Source organism: Geodermatophilus sp. SYSU D00691 (genome assembly GCF_054050275.1).
Genome location: NZ_JBJGYZ010000035.1, coordinates 38062 through 53378 on the forward strand (window position 1 = coordinate 38062; position 15317 = coordinate 53378).

The 15317-nt window shown below is 74.7% G+C and carries 16 protein-coding genes; 4 read left to right on the forward strand and 12 right to left on the reverse strand.

Translation table 11 applies throughout. The annotated features are described in order from the left end of the window. Positions 1–80: 80 nt before the first annotated feature. Both ACI797_RS21995 and ACI797_RS22000 read right to left on the reverse strand, forming a co-directional pair. A complete protein-coding gene (locus ACI797_RS21995) occupies positions 81–737 on the reverse strand; it encodes a response regulator (RefSeq protein ID WP_456861397.1) in 657 nt (218 codons plus the stop codon). Further along, positions 734–1840 (reverse strand): sensor histidine kinase, encoded by a 1107-nt coding sequence (locus ACI797_RS22000; protein ID WP_456861400.1) that lies wholly within the window; start codon positions 1838–1840, stop codon positions 734–736. Before ACI797_RS22000 ends, ACI797_RS21995 begins: the two co-directional genes overlap by 4 nt. Positions 1841–1972: 132 nt before the next feature. On the opposite strand from ACI797_RS22000, the gene ACI797_RS22005 reads away from it, so the two are divergent. The 3 genes from ACI797_RS22005 (at position 1973) to ACI797_RS22015 (ending at position 4483) form a co-directional block, all read left to right on the forward strand. Beyond that, positions 1973–2611, forward strand: coding sequence for a DUF1707 domain-containing protein (locus ACI797_RS22005; protein WP_456861402.1), 639 nt, complete (start codon positions 1973–1975; stop codon positions 2609–2611). Positions 2612–2670: 59 nt separating this feature from the next. Further along, positions 2671–3513, forward strand: coding sequence for a siderophore-interacting protein (locus tag ACI797_RS22010; RefSeq protein WP_456861404.1), 843 nt, complete (start codon positions 2671–2673; stop codon positions 3511–3513). 160 nt (positions 3514–3673) lie between these two features. Next, entirely contained in the window at positions 3674–4483 is an 810-nt protein-coding gene (locus ACI797_RS22015; RefSeq protein WP_456861406.1) for a hypothetical protein, read from the forward strand. Between the two features lie 226 nt (positions 4484–4709). Here ACI797_RS22015 and ACI797_RS22020 read toward each other — a convergent pair whose 3' ends face one another. The 8 genes from ACI797_RS22020 to ACI797_RS22055 form a co-directional block, all read right to left on the reverse strand. Beyond that, the gene (locus ACI797_RS22020) at positions 4710–6164 is read right to left on the reverse strand and encodes a protein kinase domain-containing protein (protein ID WP_456861408.1); all 1455 of its coding nucleotides are present in this window, start codon (positions 6162–6164) and stop codon (positions 4710–4712) included. 64 nt (positions 6165–6228) lie between these two features. Then, positions 6229–6417 (reverse strand): hypothetical protein, encoded by a 189-nt coding sequence (locus ACI797_RS22025; protein WP_456861410.1) that lies wholly within the window; start codon positions 6415–6417, stop codon positions 6229–6231. A 33-nt stretch (positions 6418–6450) separates the two neighbouring features. After that, complete coding sequence (locus ACI797_RS22030) at positions 6451–6669, reverse strand: HupE/UreJ family protein (protein WP_456861412.1); 219 nt, start codon at positions 6667–6669, stop codon at positions 6451–6453. Positions 6670–6894: 225 nt separating this feature from the next. After that, positions 6895–7065, reverse strand: a complete 171-nt coding sequence (locus ACI797_RS22035; protein ID WP_456861414.1) for a CsbD family protein — start codon at positions 7063–7065, stop codon at positions 6895–6897. Between the two features lie 84 nt (positions 7066–7149). Next, positions 7150–7932: a DUF899 family protein gene (locus ACI797_RS22040; RefSeq protein WP_456861416.1), complete on the reverse strand. Its 783-nt coding sequence runs from the start codon at positions 7930–7932 to the stop codon at positions 7150–7152. Positions 7933–8016: 84 nt separating this feature from the next. Beyond that, the gene (locus ACI797_RS22045; RefSeq protein ID WP_456861418.1) at positions 8017–8466 is read right to left on the reverse strand and encodes an iron chaperone; all 450 of its coding nucleotides are present in this window, start codon (positions 8464–8466) and stop codon (positions 8017–8019) included. 134 nt (positions 8467–8600) lie between these two features. Next, positions 8601–9203 (reverse strand): dihydrofolate reductase family protein, encoded by a 603-nt coding sequence (locus tag ACI797_RS22050; RefSeq protein WP_456861420.1) that lies wholly within the window; start codon positions 9201–9203, stop codon positions 8601–8603. Between the two features lie 308 nt (positions 9204–9511). Continuing rightward, positions 9512–10657, reverse strand: a complete 1146-nt coding sequence (locus ACI797_RS22055; RefSeq protein WP_456861423.1) for an endo-1,4-beta-xylanase — start codon at positions 10655–10657, stop codon at positions 9512–9514. Between the two features lie 191 nt (positions 10658–10848). Between ACI797_RS22055 and ACI797_RS22060 the strand changes: the two genes are divergently transcribed. Then, positions 10849–11859 (forward strand): LacI family DNA-binding transcriptional regulator, encoded by a 1011-nt coding sequence (locus ACI797_RS22060; RefSeq protein ID WP_456861425.1) that lies wholly within the window; start codon positions 10849–10851, stop codon positions 11857–11859. 48 nt (positions 11860–11907) lie between these two features. Here the strand turns inward: ACI797_RS22060 and ACI797_RS22065 are convergent, their stop codons facing one another. Then, on the reverse strand, positions 11908–12912 hold the full coding sequence (locus tag ACI797_RS22065; protein ID WP_456861427.1) for an acetylxylan esterase: 1005 nt from the start codon (positions 12910–12912) through the stop codon (positions 11908–11910). Next, complete coding sequence (locus ACI797_RS22070; RefSeq protein ID WP_456861429.1) at positions 12912–15275, reverse strand: beta-xylosidase/alpha-l-arabinosidase; 2364 nt, start codon at positions 15273–15275, stop codon at positions 12912–12914. Before ACI797_RS22070 ends, ACI797_RS22065 begins: the two co-directional genes overlap by 1 nt. Positions 15276–15317 lie beyond the last annotated feature (42 nt).

A 15317-nucleotide genomic window follows, 5' to 3' on the forward strand; every position in this document is an offset into this window, starting at 1 on the left:
GCGGGAAGGGTGGCGCCGACCCGCCCGGAACTGACGTGCCGGAGGTCATGACCCCGGGTCACGTCATGGCGTGACCCCGGTCAGAGGAGGTCGAGCGCCCGGGCCCGCAGCGCCGCCTGGGTGCGGTCGCGGGCACCGAGCTTGGCCAGCACGTTGGTCACGTGGTTCTTCACCGTGCCCTCGGCGAGGTACAGCTCCTGCGCGATCTCGCGGTTGCTGCGCCCGCCGGCGAGCAGCCGCACCACCTCGAGCTCGCGGTCCGACAGCGGGACGACCAGCGGCTGCGGCCGCGGCGCCGGCTCGGCGGGGAGCCGGGCGAACTGGGCCACCACCTTGGCCGCCACCGACGGCTGGAGCACCGACTCGCCCCGCCGGGCGGCGAGCAGCGCCTCGACCAGCCGGTCGGAGGAGACGTCCTTGAGCAGGTAGCCGAGAGCCCCGGCGCGCAGCGCGGCGAAGACGTCCTCGTCGTCGTCGAACGTGGTCAGGGCCAGCACGCGCACCTCCGGCTGCTCGGCGCGCAGCCGCCGGGTGGCCGCGACCCCGTCGAGCAGCGGCATGTGCAGGTCCATGAGGACGACGTCCGGACGGAGCTCGGCGGCCCGGTCCAGCGCCTCGGCGCCGTCGGCCGCCTCGCCGACCACCTCGACCTCGGGGCGCGCCCCGAGCAAGGTGCCCAGCGCCTCGCGGAACAGCGCCTGGTCGTCGGCGAGCAGCACCCGCACCGGCCGGTTCACCCGGGCACCTCGACCAGCAGCGTCGTCCCCCCGCCCGGCGCCGACCGGACGTCGAGCCGGCCGCCGACCCGCGCCGCCCGCTCGCGGATGCCCACCAGGCCGAAGCCGGTGCCCTCGGCGGCCGGCAGGCCGCGGCCGTCGTCGCACACCTCCAGCCGCACCGTCGCGGGGCCGCGGAAGTCGAGCACCACCCGGGCGCTCCCGGCGCCGGCGTGCTTGCGCACGTTGGTGAGCGCCTCCTGGGCGGCCCGGAACAGCGACTCCTCCGCCTCGGCCGGCAGCGGCCGCGGCGTCCCCTCGACGTCGAGCACGGTGGGCACGCCGGCCGCCGAGGCCTCGGCCGCGAGCGCCTCCAGCGCGGTGCGCAGCGGCGGGCGGGTGCGCTGCTCGCGCAGGGCGGCCACCGACCGGCGCACTTCGGCCAGCGCCTCCTGCGCCTGCACCTGCGCCTTGGCCAGGACGTCGTCGGCCCGGGCCGGGTCGGTGCCCAGCACCGCGCGCGCGGCCTGGACCTGCATCTGGACCACGGTGAGGTGGTGCCCCAGGCCGTCGTGGATGTCGCGGGCGAGCCGGTTGCGCTCCTGCGTGGTGGCCAGCTCCTCGGCCTGGGCGGCGTACCCGCGCAGCTGCTCGTGCGCCGCGGCCAGCTCCGCGCGGGACCGCTGCTCGCGGCGCAGCAGCTCGGTGACGACGGCGGTGAACACCGCGGCGCCGAGCAGGCCGAGGGCGTTGCGCACGAAGTCCACCCAGCCCATGGGCAGGTGCACCAGCGGCACCACCGCGGTCACGGCGACGGCGGCGGGCAGCGGCAGCAGCAGCCAGGCCTGGCTCACCAGGACCAGCAGCATGAGCGTGCCGCCGACGCCGGCGGCACCGAGGCCGAAGACGAGGAAGCCCAGCGGCAGCGCGACGAGCACGTAGCCGGCCGCGAGCCACCGCCGGCGGGCCGGGGTCTGCCGGTCGACCCACGCGAAGCCGACGGTGGCGAGCAGCACGTAGCCGGCGCCCACCGCGATCGCCGGCACGGCGTGCGGCTCCCCCGCCACCTCGGCCACCAGGGTCAGCAGCGCCAGGCAGGCCAGGACCGCCAGCGCGCGCCTCACCGGCCCACTGTGCGGGCCCGCCGCCCGGCGGTCAACGCCCCGCACGGGCGGGCGGCGGACAGCACCGCTCCCCCGGCCTTGCTGACGACGACACGGTGGAGTGCCGGATCGGTTTCTCGCTACGGTCGGCGCGTGTCCGACGTCCCCGCCGAGCCCGGGCGCGCACCCGCCCTGCGCGCCTCCGACGTCGACCGCATGACGACCGTCGACCGGCTGCAGGCGGCGCTGGCGGAGGGCCGCCTGGACGTCGACGAGTTCGGCGAGCGGGCGGCGGCCGCCTACGCCGCGGTGACCCTGGACGACCTGGCACCGCTGGTGGCCGACCTGCCGGCGCCCGGCACCCCCGCGGTGCCCGGCGGCGCCGAGGTCGTCGGCGCCCGGCTGCCCGAGGACACGCGCTCGGTCTTCGGCGACCTCCGGCTCACCGGGTACACGCCCTCGGCCTGGACCGTCTTCGGGGACGTGCGCGTCGACCTGCGCGGGCTGCGCACCGGCGAGCCGCGGCTGGAGCTGGAGCTGCGCACGGTCTTCGGCGACGTCGAGGTGATCGTCCCCGAGGGCGTGGAGGCCGAGCTGCACGGCTGGACGGTGTTCGGCGACCGCAGGACCGAGCTGGCCCCGGTGCCGCGGCTGGCCGGCACGCCGGTGGTCGTCGTCCGCGCCTCGGCGGTCTTCGGCGACCTGCGGCTGCGCAGCCTGGCCCCCGGCGAGTCGCCCAGCCGCTGGCGCGCCCTGCTCGACCGGCTGGGCGAGCGGCGCAAGGAGCTGTAGCCGCCGCGGACTGAGGTAAGGCTAACCTGGCCGGCGATGATCTCGAGAGAGGCGGTCGCATGACCGAGGCACGACGTCCGCGCGCCCCCCGCGTCGCCGAGGTGCTGCGCACCTCACGGCTGACGCCGCACATGATCCGGGTGGTGCTGGGCGGGGAGGGCCTGGCCGGGTTCCCGGCCGGCGCGTTCACCGACCACTACGTGAAGCTGCTGTTCCCGCCGGCCGGGGCGCCCTACCGCGTCCCGTACGACGTCGAGCAGGTGCGGGCGGAGTTCCCGCGCGAGCAGTGGCCGGTCACCCGCACCTACACGGTCCGGTCGTGGGACGCCGCCACCGGCGAGCTGACCATCGACTTCGTGCACCACGGCGACCAGGGGCTGGCCGGCCCGTGGGCGGCGGCCGCGCGGCCCGGCGACCTGATCCAGCTGCTCGGCCCGGGCGGGGCGTACGCGCCCTCCCCCGACGCCGACTGGCACCTCCTCGCCGGCGACGAGAGCGCGCTGCCGGCGATCGGCGCGGCCCTCGAGGCCCTGCCGGCCGGCGCCCGCGCCCTCGTCTTCGTCGAGGTGGCCGACGCCACCGAGGAGCAGGACGACCTGGTCGTCGGCGACGGCGTGGAGCTGGCCTGGGTGCACCGCCGCGACGGCGTGCCGGGCGTGGCGCTGGTCGCCGCCGTGCTCGCCGCGCCGCTGCCCGAGGGCACGCCGCACCTGTTCGTGCACGGCGAGGCCGGCGCCGTCCGCGACCTGCGCCGGTTCCTGCGCGCGCAGTACGGCCTGCGGCCGGAGTTCACGTCGATCTCCGGCTACTGGCGGCGCGGGGACACCGAGGAGGGCTGGCAGGCCGGCAAGCGGGAGTGGAACGCCGCCATCGAGGCGGAGGAGGCGGCGGTCGCCGTCTGAACGTGCCGGGAATCACACGGCTGTCTTCCCGCTGGTCAGCGGCGCGCTGAGCGGGGACGACGGCCCGTCGCCGGGCGGCCGGAGGTCGTAGCCTCGAACCGGTGGCCCGGCCGCGCGCCGGGTCCTCTTCCCCTGTTCGTGCCCGTCCACCCCGGAGCCCATGACTTCCCCGAGCCCCCAGACCGCAGCCGAGACCGACGACCCGAAGGCCGAGGAGGAGAAGCCCAAGGGCGGCGTCATCAACGTCGTCCAGATCGCGGCCGGCGCGCTCGCCGCGGTGTCGTCGGCGGTCCTGCTCTCGTTCTTCGGCGTTGCCGGGACGCTCGTCGGCGCCGCGCTCGCCAGCGTGGTCAGCAGCGTGGGCGCCGCGCTCTACAGCAGCTCCCTGGCCAAGACCAACGAGCGGCTGCGCAAGGTGCTGGCCACCGGCCGGACGCCGCGGGCCGCCGCGGCCGCGGCCGAGCCCGCCGAGACCGACGCCGCCGCCACCGCCGTCCTGCCCGCGCAGCGCGACCCGCGCCGCGCGCCCGGCCGGCGGTTCCAGCCGCGCTGGGGCCGGATGGCCGCCTACGCCGTCGGCGTCTTCGCCGTGGCGATGGGGATCATCACCGGCATCGAGGTGATCGGCCAGCAGCCGGTCTCGGCGATGGTCACCAGCTCCTCCTCCTCGGGGACGACGACGCTCGGCGAGCTGGCCGACTCCCCCGCGAGCTCGACGACCCCGGCCCCGTCGACGCCGTCCGCCCCCAGCACGGGCGCGCCGGCGACGTCGACCGCCGAGGAGTCCGCGGCCGATCCCACGGGGTCGGCGGACGAGGAGGTGGAGCCGGAGGGGTCGGAGCCGGCCGAGCCGACGCGTTCGACGTCGTCGTCCACGTCGACGTCCTCGAGCTCCTCGTCGTCGTCCTCCTCGACGTCCTCGCCGCGCACGACGCAGCCGGCACCGCTGGAGGCGACGCCGGCGCCGTGACCGTGCGGCGGGCATGGCCGAGCCGGGGAGCTGGTGCTCTGAACCCGACCCGGTGCCCCGCCGGGGAGTCCCCCTCCACCCGGTGGGGCGTGGCCTGCGGACAGGCTGCCACGTCCGTCCGGGATCGGCATCCCGGACGGCCGGACGTCGCCCCGAGTCGGATCGGAGCGGTGTCGGACGGCCGCGATACCGCTCCGAGCCGCCACCGGGCGGCATCGCCGCGGCGCTAGTCGTCCCCGCGGCCGCCACGGTTGCCGTGACCCCGGCCGCCGCCGCGCCCGTCGTCGTCCTGCTCCGGCGTGTCGACGGCGCTCGGCTCGGCGGCCGGCGCCTCGGTGGTCTGCGGAGCGGGCGGGGCGGTCGTGGGCGCGGGTGCCGGGGCGACCGCGTAGGTGACGGTGACCAGCTGGCCGGGCGCGAGCTCGCCGAGCGGGTCGAGGGCGAGCACCTGCCCGGCCGGGGCGTCGGCCGACTCGGCCGGCCGCAGCTGCACCTGCAGACCGCGGGCGATCAGCTGGGAGCGCACCTCCGCCACGGTGCTGCCGACCAGCCCGTCCGCCGAGAGGACGACGGCGGTCACGACGGCCGGATCGGCCGAGGTGGACGTCGCGGGGACCGGCGCCGGCGCAGCGTCCGTCGCCGGGGCGTCCGGGGAGAGCAGGAGGGCGCTGCCCACCACGACGGCGATCACGGCCAGGACGGCGACGGCCACGACCGCGGGGACGATGCGCGACCGGCGTCGCCCCGGGTCGAGGGCCACGGTGGCGCCGTCGACGTCCTCGGCGGCCAGCACCACGGTCGGGTGCCGGTCGGGGATCGCGGCCGCCGGGAGCGCGTCGACGGCGTCGCGCAGGGCGGCGCCGTCGGCGAAGCGGTCGGCCGGCTGCCGGGCCATGGCGCGCTCGACCAGCGCCCGGACGTCGGCCGGCACGTCGTCGGGCAGCGGCGGCGGCGTCTCGCGCGCGTGCTTGAAGGCGGTGGTGACCGAGTTGTCGCCCTCCACGGCGCGGCGGCCGGCCAGGCACTCGTAGGCGATGGCGCCGAGGGAGTAGACGTCGCTGGCCGGGGTGGCGCGGTCGCCGTCCAGGCGTTCGGGCGCGAGGTAGTGCACCGAGCCCATGACCTGGCCGGCGCGGGTCAGCGGCACGTTCGCCGACGACCAGGCGATGCCGAAGTCGGTGAGCTTGACGACGCCGTCGGGCCGGACGAGCACGTTGGCGGGCTTGACGTCGCGGTGCACCACCCCGGCGGCGTGCGCGGCGGCCAGTGCCGAGGCTGTCTGGCGCACGACGTCCAACGCCGTCGCCGGGTCGAGCCGGGGCGTGCGCCGGAGCAGCTTCGACAGCGTCTCGCCCTCGACGAGCTCCATCACCAGGTAGGCGAGCTCCTCGCCGTCGCCGTCGGTGCCCTCGCCGTAGTCGTGGATGGCGGCGATGTTGGGGTCCCCGAGGCGGCCGGCGTGCCGCGCCTCGTAGCGGAAGCGGGTGACGAAGGTGGGATCGGTGGTGAGCTGGCCGCTGAGCACCTTCACCGCGACCGGCCGGTCGAGCACCGTGTCCCGGGCCCGCCACACCTGGCCCATGCCGCCGGAGGCGATCACCGACTCGAGTTCGTAGCGGTCCCCGAGGAGGTCGCCCTCGCGGGAACCGGTCCTGCGGATGTCCTCAGCCGCGGCTCGCACGTTCAGCCGTCGTCCTTCCGGGTCGGGTGGGGTCGAGCTGCCGGACCCCCGTCCCGACGTGACCTCACCGTAACCATGCGGTCTCGCTGAGTCGTGAAGCGACGCGCGGCGACCTGTCGACGAGTCGACAGGCCACGATGGCCACGCCGGCGACCACCGTCCCAGGGTGGGCGACGAGCGCTGCCTCCACCCCGCCGAGCGGGTCGGCGAGCACGCCGAGGGGCTCGAGCGCCCAGCCGGTGGCGGCGGCCACGGCGACCGACGCGATCCCGATCCGCAGGACGGCCTACCAGCGGGTGCGCGAGGCGAGGTACAGCGACGGGAAGAGCAGCGCCACGGTGAGGAGCTGGGCGAGCTCGACGCCGAGGTTGACGGCCAGCAGCGGGAGCAGCGAGGTCGAGCCGCCGAGGCCGAGGTCGGTGAGGATGCCGGCGAACGCCAGCCCGTGCACCAGGCCGAAGGCGCCGGCGATGAGCACCTCCACCGGCCCGCTCGGCACGGACACCCAGCCGAGCGCCGGCCCGCCCTCGACGACCTGCTCGCCCCGGGTGGCCTCACCGAGGAGGAGGCCGACGCCTACCTCGCGCCGCTGGAGGAGGCCTTCATGTTCCGGGTGAACCGGGACGGCGAGGAGGCCCCTCCCTCGTTCTCCGGCCTCGACGCCTGACGCGCGCGCACCGCCGGCTGGCCCGCCGCACGGCGGGCCGGCCGGGGGCGGCGCGGGTCGGGCCTACTTGAAGGCGTCCTTGACCTTCTCGCCGGCCTGCTTGAGGTTGCTCGCGGTCTGCTGGCGCTTGCCCTCGTCCTCGAGGGCGGGGTCGCGGGTGACGCGGCCCAGGCCTTCCTTGACCTTGCCCGCCAGCTCGTCGACCTTGTTGCTCGCCTTGTCCTCAGCGCTCATGCCGCGTTCAGTACCCACCCGCGGCCGCCTGCATGCCGAGGGTCGGTGGCGCCCGATCGCCGTCGAGAGGGCGCCGAGCGTCCGTCAGTGGTGCGGACCTCTCCGGCCGAGGGTGTCCACGGGGGTCGCGCCGGGGCGGGTCCACTGGGCCACGGGCCGGCTGGTCTCGCCCCAGGTGGGGTTCCCGTCGGCGTCCTTGCGCCAGTACCAGCACGCGTGGTTCCCCTCGGGCCAGCCCTCGGGCTTGTCCTCCCAGGCCTCGCCGCGGCCGTAGGGCGTCCGGTCGAGCAGGGCGAAGGACGCGGCGACCGGCTCGTTGCCGCGGCCCGTCGTGGAGTAGGTGAGGAAGGCGCGGTCGCCGTCGCGCAGGAAGCAGGTGAGGTACCCCATCTCCCCGCCGACCGGCTCGGGCACGTCGCGCACCGAGTACCAGGGCTGGCGGTAGCCCATGAACTCCACGAAGGCGGCCACCTCGTCCCAGACCCCGGTGGTGAGGACGGCGAACGAGACGCCGCGGGCCTCGAGGTAGACGGTGTCCTGCAGCTGCCAGGCCGTCATGGTGCAGCCCTCGCACTGCCCCTGGTGCGGCGCGCCGTCGTACCACATGTGCTTGTAGACGACGAGCTCGTCGCGGCCCCGGAACAGGTCGAGGAACGGCACGGAGCCGTCGGGTCCGACGACCTCGACCGTCGGGTCGAACTCGACCATCGGCAGCCGGCGGCGGGCCGCGGCGAGGGCGTCGCCCTCGCGGGTGTGCGCCTTCTCGCGGACCAGCAGCTCGTCCCGGGCGGCCTGCCAGGTGGCCAGGTCGACGACGGGCGGGCGGCCGGGGAGCGTGGTGGTCGACTGGTCCGGGGTGGTGGTCACGGTGTCCTCCGGGGTGGCTCGTGCCGAGCGACGTCGGTCACCAGGAAGACCCGCGGCCCGGGCGGAACTCATCGCCCTGCCGGGTCATGAGACGGCGGCCCGCACGAGCGCGGCGACCTCGTCCTCCACCGCCGGGGTCCACGCGACGAGCGCGAACCCCACGGGCCACATCTCGCCGTCGTCGAGGTGGGCCGGGTCCTGGAACTCGAGGGTCGAGTAGCGCTGACCGAACTTGCCGGCGTTCTTGAACGAGAGGACGACCTTGCCGTCGGCGTTCGCGTAGGCCGGCATGCCGTACCAGGTCCGGGGCACCAGGTCGGGAGCGTGGGCGGTCACCGTGACGTGGACGCGCTCGGCGATCGCCCGGTCGGCGGGGTCCATCTTCGCGAGGCTGTCGAGCAGGGCCTGGAGCCCCTCGGCCTTCTTCGCGCCGCTCCGTCCCTCGGCGCGCAGTTCCGCCGCGCGCTGCTTCATGGCGGCCCGCTCGGCAGCGCTGAAGCCGTCGGTCGTCCTCGTGGTGGTGTGGGTGGACATGCTGCTCTCCCCTTCGCCTGCGTCGATCGTGTCGACGGGAGCGACGTGCTCCTCGATGCAATGACACGTCCCGGCCCGCATGTGTGACAGCGGTCAGGAAGACCGGTGGACGAACCCGCGAAGGGCGGTCTCGGTCAGCGCAGCACCGGGAACACCAGGTGGGTGACCCTGTCGCCGGGCAGGCAGACCGTCGGGTTGCCGAGCAGGACATCCTGGGAGGCCAGCTGGCCGAAGAACGGGCGGTTGCCCTCGCCCATCACGACGGGGACCAGGTCGACGGCCACCTCGTCGAGCAGCCCCAGGTCCAGGCACTGCCGGGCGACGGTGCCCCCGGTGATCGCGACGACACGGTCCCCGGCCAGCTCCTGGGCTCGTGCGACCGCGGCCTCGATCCCGTCGGTCACGAAGGTGAACGGGGCGTCGGGGTGCGCGTCGACCCAGTCGGTCGGTACCCGGTGGGTCACGACGACGACGGGGACGTCGAGGGTGTGCCGGCCCTGCCAGCCCTCGGCCACGTCGAAGAGCGTCCGGCCGCAGACCAGCGCCCCCAGCGAGGACGTCCACCGCCGCCAGTGCTCCGCGCTGGGCGGGGACAGGTGGACGGTGAAGTCGCCGGCGGGGGTCGGGATCTCGACCTCGCCGTTCTGCAGCCAGTCGAACAACCGGCCGATCGTGTTGTCCTGCTTCGCGACGTACCCGTCGAGGGACATGATCGCGTTCGCCACCACCTTGCCCACGGTCCTCGCTCCTCCGGTGTACTCCGACTGGTAGGCCTGCGCGACGACGCCGCTGGGGAACTACCTGCCCTCCACGGGGCGCGCGGCTGCTGATGCACGTGGAGACCCGCCACCCCGGCTCGACTCATCGGTCGGGTCGGACCTCGGGACCCACCGGGCGGTGCCTCACAGCCGGGCACAGCTCCGGCATGCACGGACCAGGCCGTTCTCCCGAGGGAGAACGGCCTGGTCATCGGGGTGGAGCTGAGTCATGCGGACACCCCGCCACGGGTCGGCGGCCGGGACGGTGTGCACGACCGCCGAGGTGATCAGGCGGCCGCGCGCAGGACCTCCCGCACCGCCTCGTACTGCGGCTTCGGGTTGGAGTGCATGTCGTACAGGAGGCCGGCGCCCTGGCCGGTGAACCAGCCGGGGATCCAGGAGTTGGCGTCGGAGACGCCCCACACCGTGAACGAGTTGCAGGCCTCCACGGCGAGGCAGTCCTCGAGCGCCTGCGCCCACCACTCGACCTGCTGGGCCGCCTCGGCCGGGTCGGCCGGGGTGTTGGTGTAGGTGCCGTTCGGCTTCTGGGTCACGTAGGTGCGGATGTCCACCTCGGTGAGCGCCACCTCGAGACCGAGGTCGGCGAAGCGCTGCAGGTTGTTCCGCAGGTCCGGGTAGCCGTACTGGGTGTCCAGGTGGCCCTGGAACCCGACGCCGTGGATCGGCACGCCGTCGGCCAGCAGCTCCTGCACGAACGCGTACGCGGCGTTGCTCTTGGGGCCGGTGAACTCGAGGTTGTAGTCGTTGTAGAAGAGCAGCGCGTCCGGGTCGGCCTCGTGGGCCCAGCGGAACACGTCGGCGACGTACTGCTCGCCGGGGAGGCCGAGCTCCTCGTAGGCCTGGTACCAGATCGTCTCGCGGAAGCTGCCGGCTTCGTCGTCGTTGAAGATCTCGTTGACGACGTCCCACTGCTGGATGTCGCCGGCGAAGTGGGCGGCGACCGTCCGGACGTGGTCCTCGAGGATCGCGCGCAGCTCCTCGGCGGTGTAGTCGCCGGTCGTGAGCCAGGTCGGCAGCTGGTTGTGCCACACGAGCGTGTGCCCGCGCACGACCTGACCGTTGGCCTCGGCGTTGGCGATGAGCGCCTCAGCCGCCGCCCAGTCGTACACGCCGGGCGCCGGGTTCAGGGCCTCCCACTTCATGACGTTCTCGGCCGTCACGCTGGAGTACTGGGTGTTGACGATGTTGCGGTACTTGCCGTTGTCCGCCAGCAGGTCCGTGTTGACGGCGACGCCGAACTCGATGCCGGCTTCCTCGGCGAGGCTCCGCAGGGTCTCCTGGCCGATGGCGGCCGAGTGCTGAGAAGCGCTGGGGGCGGCGGGCGGGGCGGGGGCAGCGAGAGCCGCGGTGGGGGCGGCCATCAGGGTCACCAGCGACAGGGCGCCGGTCATCAGGGGGCGAGACGCGCGCAAAGAAGCTCCTCGGGATGGTGATGTCTGACCGCCACGGAACTTCCGGAAACTTCCGGTAGGCGGTGCAGCGAGGCTATGCAGTGACCTGCGCCACGGTCAAGTCCGCGCGGCTACATCGGCCGGAGGTCGTGGTACGACGCCGCACGCGGGCGGGCGGCATAGGCTCGGACGGCCCACGAGGAGGGAGCCCGGTGTCCGACACCCAGCAGCGCACGGTCACCATCGCCGCCATCGCCGCCGAGGCCGGCGTCTCCGTGCCGACCGTCAGCCGGGTGCTCAACGGTCGGGCCGACGTGGCCGCGCACACCCGGGAGCGGGTGGAGCAGTTGCTGCGGCAGCACGGCTACCAGCGCCGGGGCAGCCGGCCCCGGGCCCAGCTCCTCGACCTCGTGTTCAACGACCTGGACAGCCCCTGGGCGGTGGAGATCATCCGGGGTGTCGAGGAGGCGGCCCACGCGGAAGGTGTGGGCACGGTGGTCTCGGCGATCCACCGGCGCGCCAGCGACACGCGTGAGTGGCTGGAGAACGTCTCGGCGCGGGCCAGCGACGGCGCGGTGCTGGTGACGACGGACCTCGATCCGGCGCTGCACGCGGAGCTGAAGAGCCTGCACGTGCCCGCCGTGGTGATCGACCCGGCCGGTGTGCCGAGCCTCGACGTGCCGACGATCGGCGTGACCAACTGGGCCGGTGGGGTGAGCGCGACCGAACACCTGACAGGGCTCGGCCACCGTCGGATCGGCTTCGTCGCCGGACCTCCGACGCTGTGGTGCAGCAGGGCGCGGCTCGACGGGTACCGCGCCGGCCTGCAGGCGGCGGGGCTCCCCTTCGACCCGGAACTCGTGGCGGAAGGAGACTTCGGCTTCGAGTCCGGGTTCCGCGGGGCCACCGGGATGCTGGGGCTCGCCGAGCCCCCCACCGCGGTCTTCGCCGCCAACGACCACATGGCGCTGGGCGTGTACGAGGCCCTGCGGCGCACCGGGCGCCGGGTGCCCGAGGACGTCAGCGTCGTCGGCTTCGACGACCTCCCGGAGACCCGGTGGGCGTCACCCCCCATGACGACCGTCCGCCAGCCCCTGGCGGAGATGGGCGCGCTGGCCGCCCGCACGGTTCTCCGCCTGGTGCGCGGCGAATCGGTGGTCGGCCCCCGTGTGGAGCTGGCCACCGAACTGGTCGTCCGGGACAGCACCGCCGCTCCGCGCTGACCGCCTCGGTGGCCCATCACGCCGTGGGGGCCGTCAGCTCGCACCGGGTCACGGCGACGTGGCGTGCCGGGCGGTGGGCACCTCGAGCCGGCCGCGCAGCCAGGCCAGTTGCTCGCGCTGCTGCAGGGCCTCTCCGCCCTCGTGGTCGTTGAAGGGGTAGATCCGGAGCTCCTTGGGCCCTCCGTACGCGTGGTACGCCGCGAACACGGTCGACGGCGGGCAGGTCGCATCCATGAGGGCGACGGAGAACAGCGCCGGGGCCGACGAGCTGCGGCTCAGGACCGCGCCGTCGAAGTAGCTCAACGTCCGGAACACCTGGTCCACGCGGTCGCGGTGGGCCTTGAGATACCGCACGATCTCGCCGTACGGGTCACCGGGAGCGATGCGGGTGGCCCGCGGGAAGTCGCAGAGGAACGGCACATCGGGCATGACCGCCCGCACCCCGCGTGCGAGCGCCGCGACGGCCAGCGCGATGCCGCCGCCCTGACTGATGCCGGTCACCGCGATCCGGTCGCCGTCGACCTCCGGGTGGGCTCGGAGGACGTCCACGGCCCGCACGGCGTCGGTGTAGACGCGGCGGTAGTAGTAGTCCTGCGGGGACAGCACGCCGCGGGTCATGAATCCCGGCTGCGCGGCGGCGGACCCGACGGGGTCGCCGGTGTCCCCGACGGTCCAGCCGCTGCCCTGCCCGCGGGTGTCCACGACGAGGTGGGCGAACCCCCCCAACGCCCAGAAGACGTGCTCGTGCGGTAGCCCTCGCCCCCCGTTGTAGCCCTGGTACTGGACGACCGCGGGCAACCGGCCGTCCCCCCGCAGAGCCCGGGCAGGCAGGTGCAGCCAGGCGCGGACCTCGTGGCCACCGAAGCCGGCGAAGGACACGTCATGGCTCTCGACCGCCACCAGCCCCGAGTCGACGGGTGCGCAGGATGCGTCGAGCGGCCACGTGCCCGCCTCCTCCAGGGTGGCCTCCCAGAACTCGCGGAGGTCTTCCGGCGCCGGGAGGTCCGGGGCGTAGCGCTGGAGCTCGTCGAGCGAGAGGTCGATCTGCGGCATCAGCCGTCGATCTCCGCAGCTCCGTCCGCCGTCCGGTGCTGGACGACGCTCTCGGGGTGCAGCACGCGCTCGAACCCGACCGTGCGACGGCTGCCCGTGAGCGTGAACCGCAGCACGTCCCGCACATCGGCGCTGGAGGCACCCACCCGCAGCTCCACCTCCCCCGGGTCGACGACCCGCGTGCCGTCCCGGCCGGTGAAGGAGGTGAGGTCGGCGTGCAGGGTGAACCGGACGGCGGCGGTGGACCGGGCGGCCAGGTCGACCCGCCGGGCGGCGACGAGCGCCTGCACCGGGCGGACCACCTCGGCGACGGGATCGTGCAGGTAGACCTGCACGACCTCGCTGACCTCCCGGTCGGTGTCGTTGCGGAGCTCGACCTCCAGCTCGGTGGTCCCGTCGGTGGCCCACTCGGCTCCGCTGAGCGCCCGCACCCCGGCCCAGGTCGCGGACCCGTATCCCAGGCCGTGCCCGAAGGGGAACAGCGGGGTCGGGTCCACGGTGCTCACGTCGGTGCGGCCGCCCAGGGGCGCTGCGAGATAGGTGCCCGGCTGGCTGCTCCCCGCGCGCGGGAAGCTCACCGGCAGCCGGCCCGACGGGTTCACCCGCCCGCTCAGGACGTCCGCCAGCGCGGGAGCACCCTCCTCGCCGGGGAAGAACCCGCACACCACCGCGGCGAGCCGGTCGACCTGGCGCGACAGCTCGTAGGGGCGGCCGACGAGCAGGACGAGCACGACGGGCGTTCCCGTTGCGAGCAGGGCCTCGAGCAGCTCCTCCTGCCGGCCGGGGAGCCGCAGGTCCACGGCGTCGCAACCCTCGCCCGACGTGCCGTTGCCGAACAGCCCGGCCTGGTCGCCGAGGACGGCGACGCACACGTCGGCGTCGGCTGCGGCCCGCGCGGCGGCCTCGATCCCCTCGTCGTCGCCGCCGAGCACCGGGCACCCCTCGGCGAACACGACGCCGTACGCCGCCGGGTCCGACCTCAGCGCGTCGGTGAGGGTCGGGATGCGGACACCCACGGGCACGTCGGGGTGGTGGACGCCGACGTGCATCGGGAACGAGTAGCAGCCGAGCATCGCCTGCGCGGTGTCGGCACGGGGGCCCACGACCGCCAGGCGCAGCCCGGGCCGCAGCGGCAGGGTCCCGTCGTTGGAGAGCAGGACGACCGAGCGGCGGGCGAGCTCCCCGGCGACGGCCCGGGACTCCTCGGAGTCCAGGGTCACCCCGCCGTCGAGGACCGCCGGTGGGTCCGGCGACCAGTCGGGGTCCAGCAGGCCGAGGTCGCACTTCTGCAGCAGCACCCGGCGGAGCGCGCGGTCCACCAGTCCCTCGGCCAGAGCACCGGTCCGCACCGCCTCCACCAGGGGCTCGCCGTAGCAGCTCACCGTCGGCAGCTCCACGTCGATACCCGCCTCCAGGGCACGGGCGGCCGCGTCCGCCGGCGAGGCGGCGACGCCGTGCAGCGTCTGGAGGAAGGCGATCGAGAAGTAGTCGGCGACGACGGTGCCGGTGAACCCGTAGGTCCCGCGCAGCAGTGACGTGAGGAGCGCCGGGTCGCCCGCCGACGGCACCCCGTCGATGTCGGTGTAGGCGTTCATCACCGACCGCGCACCGGCCCGCAGCGCCATCTCGAACGGCGGGAGGAGCACGTCTGCGATCTCCCGGGGGGAGGCGGAGACCGGGGCGAGGTTGCGCCCCGCTCGAGAGGCGGAGTACCCGACGAAGTGCTTGAGGGTCGACACGACGCCGCTCGACTCCAGGCCGCGCACGTACGCGCTGCCGATCGTGCCGACCAGGTGCGGGTCCTCGCCCATGGTCTCCTCGACGCGTCCCCAGCGCAGGTCGCGGACGACGTCGAGGACCGGGGCGAGCCCCTGGTGGACACCGAGCCGGCGCATGCCCTCACCGATGAGCCGACCCATCCGCTCCACGAGGTCCGGGTCGAAGCCGGCCGCCCAGCACAGCGGTGAGGGGAAGACGGTCGCCGTCCACGCCGCGAGCCCCGTGAGGCACTCCTCGTGCACCAGCGCGGGGATCCCGAAGCGGCCGGCCGCCACGATGTGCCGCTGGCTCTCCGCCAGACCCTTGGCCCCGACGAGCGGGTCCACCGGCGCCGTCCCGAACGGCCGGGTCAGCTGCCCGAGCCCACTGCGGATGAGCTCGTCCCAGTCCACCGGCGCCGCGGCCATCTCGTGCTGGTGGGGGGCGACCTCGCCCTCGGTCGCATCGAAGCCCACCCAGACGCCGTACAGCTGGGCGATCTTCTCCTCCAGGGTCATGCGGCTGATGAGGTCCGCGACCCGGTCCTCGGTGGGGACCCGCGGGTCGCGCCAGGGCGCTGGGTCGGTGTCGGCGTTGGTGACCATGCCCTCGGTAATCCGTCCTGTCTGTTGTCGTGGGTTCGATCG